The organism is Micromonospora sp. NPDC002411, assembly GCF_053592955.1.
Genome location: NZ_JBSFBM010000387.1, coordinates 1 through 5731, shown reverse-complemented (window position 1 = coordinate 5731; position 5731 = coordinate 1). Strand labels below are relative to the sequence as shown.

Genomic DNA, 5731 nt, shown 5'->3' with positions numbered 1-5731 from the left:
GCGTGCGTGCCCACCAGCACGACACCGGCGTTGTTGAGACCCACCGACTGGAAGATCTCCAGGAACTTGCCGGTCAGGAAGTGACCGAAGCTGGCGACGAAGGGTCGGTACCCCTCCTGGGCCAGGCCCGCCGCGACGCCGATGCCGTTGGCCTCGGCGATGCCGATCTCGAAGAACCGGTCGGGGAAGGCCTTCTTGAACTGGGTGGTCTTGGTCGCCGAGGCGAGGTCGCAGTTGACGACCAGGACGTTCTCGTGGTCCGCGGCGACGTCCACCAACGCGTCCCCGAACCAGTCGCGCGTCGCCTTCACACGCTCACCCGCCCCAGGTAGCCGATGGCGTCCTCGTACACCTCCGGGGTCATGGTGCCGCTGTGTGAGCCGTTGAGCAGGATCTGTCCGGGGCCGAGGTAGCCCTTGCGGGTGTGCGCGATGATCACGGACGGCTGCATCCAGTTGTCCCGCGCGTTGGCGACGGCGTCCCGGATCGCCAGGTGGGAGTGGCCGTTGACCTCCTGGACGTGCCAGTGGAACGACCGCAGCTTCTCCGGGAGGGGGTGCAGCGGCATGATCTCTTCGAGCGTGCCGTCGTTCTGGCTGCGGTTGTAGTCGACGAGTAGCACCACGTTGCCCAGGCCCCGGGCCCCGGCGTACATGATGGCCTCCCACATCTGCCCCTCCTGCAACTCGCCGTCACCGACGAGGCAGTACACGTTGGAGTTGTCGCCCCGCAGGCGTCGCGCCTGGGCGCGCCCGATGCCGACCGACAGGCCCTGGCCGAGCGCGCCGGTGCTCACCGCCACGAGATCCAGCCGGGTGCGGTCGGGGTGTCCCTGGAGTCGGCTGTCGATCCGGCGCAGCGTGCCGATCTCGGCGGTGTCGAGGTCACCGGCGACCATCAGGGCGGCGTACCAGGTCGGTGCGGCGTGGCCCTTGGAGAGGACGAAGACGTCGTTGCCGGCGGTGTCCATCTGGTCGAACTTGAGCACGCTGACCAGGTCCGCGCAGGAGAGTGACGATCCCACGTGGCCGGAGCCGGCGAGGTGGATCATCTTGAGCAGATGTGCCCGTACGTCGTTGGACAACTGCGCGAGGCGGGAGAGTCGATACGGCAGTTCGAATTCATCGTCCACCAGATTCGGGTGCCGGTCCGGTGGTAGCGCGTCGAGATACGTCATGCTGGCAGTCAACAGATTCCGCCCTTCGAAACGAAGTGAGGAAAGGTCGTCGGACCTCTCCGATGTTCGGATTTCGGGCAGCATTCAACGCGCTTTTCTGTTGGTAGAAAAGTGTCGCCAGAATGCATGCCGAATTGGCTGCGTGAATGGCGCAGCTCTGTTGGTCGCATCTTTTCTGTGCGATTTGTCTGGCGGTCGTGGCGCCCGCCCAGACGTCAGATGGAGGCGAATCGGCGCCTCGTGGTGCGAAACTTAATGACACCCCCGGCATAGACATTGTTGAGTATCTTCCTGTCACGAGATTTCCACAGAGCGCCATAGGCGTCAAGCGCTCGGTCACAGAAACATCGCCCGATCGGCTATTTTCTCTTTAAACAGTGATCCGCGTCACACCGGTGTTGGTGCAATTCCCACGGATCCCTGGGCTGTCTTTCGAGGGATACAGTGACGTCATTTTCTGGAAACACAGGTAACGCTATCGAGATCACTTCACGCGGCTATAGCCGACGATGTGCGGCAAGCGCCAAGAATGGTGTCAGCCCGCATTGCAGCGGCCTGACCGGCGTCCTGTTCGCGCACGCCACCGACATGCTCGGCGGCGGCCCTTGGTGATCAGTCCAGCGCCACCACGGCGTGCGGTTCGTAGCACTCCTCGAGCTGGTCGACCTCGTCCGCCGACAACTCGACGTCGAGGGCACCCAATGCCTCGTCGAGCTGCCGCACGTCCGTCACGCCGATGATCGGTGCGCTCACCACGGGCTGCCGCAGCAGCCAGGCCAGCGCGATCTGCGCCCGAGGTGTCCCTCGGCCCTGGGCGACATCACCGAGTCGGGCCGCGACCGCCCGGTCCGAGTCCTCGGTCCGGGCGTACAGGCTGTGCCCGAAGGCGTCATCGGCCGTACGCTGGGTGCTCGTGGTCCAGTCACGGGCCAGCTTGCCCCGGGCCAACGGACTCCACGGCAGAGTGCCGATCCCCCGGGCCCGGCAGAGGGGGAGCATCTCCCGCTCCTCCTCGCGGTAGATCAGGTTGTGGTAGTTCTGCATGCTGACGAACCGGGTCCAGCCGTGCTGCTCGGCGACCTGCAACGCGGTGGCGAACTGCCACGCGTACATCGAGGACGCGCCGAGATAGCGAACCTTGCCGGCCCGTACGACGTCGTGCAGGGTCTCCAACGTCTCCTCGATCGGAGTGGACGGATCCCAGCGGTGAATCTGGTACAGGTCCACATAGTCGGTGCGGAGCCGGCGCAGGCTGTTGTCCAGCTCGGCGAGTATCGCCTTGCGCGACAGCCCCCGCTGGTTAGGTCCCGGCCCCATCGGGCCGAAGACCTTCGTGGCAATGACCACGTCGTCGCGTCGCGCGTACTCGCCGAGGGCGCGGCCGAGGATCTCCTCGCTGGAGCCGTCGGAGTAGACGTTGGCGGTGTCGAAGAAGGTGATGCCGGCGTCGAGCGCGTGGCGGATCACCCTCCGGCTCTCCGACTCGGGCAGCGTCCACGAGTCGGCCCCACGGTGTGGTTCGCCGAAGCTCATCCCACCGAGGCAGAGCTGGGAGATGGTGAGCCCCGTCGAGCCGAGCCGCGCATACCGCATCGTCGAACCTCCTGTCACCGTGCCCGGGGACCGCGTGGTGCGGGCGGCCGGGTCACCGGACCGCCCGTGGCAGCGCGCCCAGCACCAGCGCGGCGCCGACCGCCATGATCGCGAAGACCATCACCATGCCGAACGCGTCGGTCAGTGGCCCCACCACGATCGGCGCCGAGATGGCGCCGACCCGGGACAGCGCCGAGACCATGGACGCCGTTCGGGCCGGGGGAATGCCGTGCCGCACGCTGAGCTGGTCGGCCGAGCCGAAGAGCAGGGGGAAGGCCGGCCCGGCCCCGAAGCCCGCCATGGCGACCGCCGCCAACGCCCACCACACCGGCGCGCCGACGAGCGTGCACACCAGACCGATACCCACAGCCGTCATCATGGTGGCGCCGCTGATCGCCGCGACCCTCGCCTGGCCGACCCGGGACACCGCCGCGTCCAACAGCAGGCGGGAGGCCAGCAGGCCGGCGCCGAAGAGCACCGGCGCCGCGGCTGCCACCTGCGGTGTCGCGTCGAACCCGCGGCTCAACAGGAGACCGGTCCACTCCTGCCCCGGGCTCTCCACATAGCTGGCGGCCACCGCCGCGAGCCCCAGCACCGGCAGCACGTACCGCAGGCGAGCAAGGGAACGCGCCGGTCGCGCCGGGCCATCGCCCGTCGAGGCTGGCGTGGACGAGCTGTCGCCCGTCGAGGCCAGCTCGGACGGGCCGTCGACCGGCGGGGTCGGCCCGGGCGGGCCCTCGGCCACCATCCCCTTGCGGCCGAGGGCGATTGCGAGCTGGGCGACCAGCGCCACCGTGGCGGCGATGCCGACGTGCAGGGCCACCGGCACCCGGAGCCCGGCGGCGACCGTGCCGAGCACGCCCGCACCGGCCAGTGAGAGCGACCAGGTGGCGTGCATGCGGCCCATCAGGGTCGTGGCGCGGTGCTGCTGCACCCGGACCGCGAAGGCGTTCATCACCACGTCGTGCGCGCCGTCGAGGATGCCCAGCAGCAGCAGCGCACCGCCCAACAGGATCAACTGCGGCGCCCACGCCACACCGACGGCCAGCAGCGCGTAACCCGCCCCGGCGAGCAGCGTGGCCGACCGTTCGCCGACGGCGCGGGCGAGCAGGGGGGCGACCAGCGAACCGAGCAGCCCACCGATCGCCGCCGCGAAGAGCACCACACCGAACTGGGTCTCGCTGGCGGACACCCGGTCCGCGATCTCGGGAAAGCGGGTGAGCAGGCTGCCGTAAAGTGCGCCGTTGACCGCGAAAGCGACCGCCGGCACGCGCCAGTCGCTGCTGGTGCGGCCGTCCAGGCCGTCCGCGACATCGACGCTCATGTGGCTAACTTATACGTATCAGAGGACCGGCACAACGCAGGGAGGTTCTCCAGTGCCCAGCGACCAACCCCCACGGATGCGAGACGTCGCGCGAGCGCTCGGAGTCAGTCAGGCCACGGTGAGCAACGCCTTCAACCGGCCCGACCAGCTCAGCCGCGAGCTGCGCGACCGGATCCTGACCGCGGCACGGGACCTCGGCTACCCCGGCCCCGACCCGATCGCCAACACGTTCCGCCGAGGACGGACCGGCGCGATCGGGCTGATCATCCACGAGCCCCTCCAGTACCTCTTCGAGGACCCCGCCGCCCGCCTGACCATGGCCGGCGTCGCCCGGGTCTGCGGCGAGCACGGCTCGTCACTGGTGCTGGTGCCCCGCGCCGAGCCGGGCCTGCCGGACGTCGTCCCCACCGCGCTCGTGGACGGGTTCGTCGCCTTCTGCGACCCGCTGGAGCCCGAGCGACGGGAGTTGCTGCGGGCCCGACGGCTGCCGGTCGTCGGGCTCGACGCCCCCGTGACGCCGGGGGAGCCGTACGTCGGCATCGACGACCGGGCTGCAGCCCGCGCGGCGGCGGCCCACCTGGTCGCCCTCGGCCACCGCCGGATCGGCGTGATCAGCTTCGCGCTGGCCCGCGACTCGGAGACGACTGTGGTGCCCGCCGGGCTCGACGCGCCCACCGGGTACGTCGCCAACCGGGCCCGACTGGACGGCTACCGGGACGCGCTCGGCCCCGCGCTCGACGACGGCGGCGGCCGGATCGTCGTCGTGGCGGCGCGCGGGGTCGAGGAGGCCGACGGGGCCGCCGCCGCAGTGCCCCTGCTCGACCACGCCGAGCCGCCCACGGCGATCCTGGCGATGAGTGACCGGCTGGCGCTCGGCGTCATCGCCGAAGCCACCCGTCGGGGCATCGACGTTCCCGGCGACCTCTCCGTCGTCGGCTTCGACGACGTGCCGGCGGCGTCTGCGGCCGACCCGGCCCTGACCACCGTGCGGCAACCGCACGACCGCAAGGGCGCGGAGGCGGTCCGCATGCTCCTGCGGCCGGCGTCCACCCGTCAGGCCCTGATCCTGCCGACCGAGGTCGTCGTCCGTGCCTCGACGGCGCCACCCCGGACGTAGGCCGGCCGTCGCCCGACGCTACGTCCCGGGTCGGTCCGCCCCCGACGGTCCGTCGGGGGCAGACACCTCAGAGTTGGCCGACGTCGGTGACCCGGACGACCGCCGCGCCGACCTCGTCCGAGGCGGCCAGGTCGACCTCGGCGCTGATGCCCCAGTCGTGGTCGCCGTCCGGGTCGTCGAAGATCTGCCGCACGGTCCACCGCTCCCGACCCTGCTCGATCATCAGCAACGCCGGCCCGCGGGCGTTCGGCCCGACCCCGATCGAGTCGTACGCCTCGAAGTACGGCCCCAGCGCGTCGGACCACGCGTCGTAGTCCCAGCCGTCCTCGGCGTCCAACTCGGCGAGCAGGTCCCAGCGGCGCAGGGCGGCCAGCTCCACCCGGCGGAACAACGCGTTGCGCACCAGCACCCGGAACGCCCGCGCGTTGCGGGTCACCGCCGGCGGCCGGTCGGTCAGCGCCGCGTGCGCCTGGGCGACCTCGGCGACGTCGGACGGGTTGCGCAGCCGCTCCCACTCGTC

Annotated in this window: 5 protein-coding genes and 1 pseudogene; 1 reads left to right on the top strand and 5 read right to left on the bottom strand. The window is 70.4% G+C overall.

Going from position 1 to position 5731, the window contains the following annotated elements:
• From ACWCO3_RS30365 to ACWCO3_RS30350, 4 genes and pseudogenes are all read right to left on the bottom strand, one after another.
• A pseudogene (locus ACWCO3_RS30365) lies at window positions 1–311 on the bottom strand (hypothetical protein); the annotation flags it as partial.
• Window positions 308–1177, bottom strand: a complete 870-nt coding sequence (locus tag ACWCO3_RS30360) for a transketolase (protein WP_167524888.1) — start codon at window positions 1175–1177, stop codon at window positions 308–310. The pseudogene ACWCO3_RS30365 and the gene ACWCO3_RS30360, both read right to left, overlap by 4 nt.
• Before the next feature lie 612 nt (window positions 1178–1789).
• A complete protein-coding gene (locus ACWCO3_RS30355; protein WP_450013300.1) occupies window positions 1790–2770 on the bottom strand; it encodes an aldo/keto reductase in 981 nt (326 codons plus the stop codon).
• A 52-nt stretch (window positions 2771–2822) separates the two neighbouring features.
• Window positions 2823–4094: an MFS transporter gene (locus tag ACWCO3_RS30350; protein ID WP_145784140.1), complete on the bottom strand. Its 1272-nt coding sequence runs from the start codon at window positions 4092–4094 to the stop codon at window positions 2823–2825.
• A gap of 76 nt (window positions 4095–4170) precedes the next feature.
• Here ACWCO3_RS30350 and ACWCO3_RS30345 point away from each other — a divergent pair, with 76 nt between their 5' ends.
• Entirely contained in the window at window positions 4171–5211 is a 1041-nt protein-coding gene (locus tag ACWCO3_RS30345) for a LacI family DNA-binding transcriptional regulator (RefSeq protein ID WP_145784138.1), read from the top strand.
• 67 nt (window positions 5212–5278) lie between these two features.
• Here ACWCO3_RS30345 and ACWCO3_RS30340 read toward each other — a convergent pair.
• Window positions 5279–5731 (bottom strand): DUF3516 domain-containing protein (locus ACWCO3_RS30340; protein ID WP_450013297.1); only part of this gene is annotated, 453 nt, incomplete at its 5' end.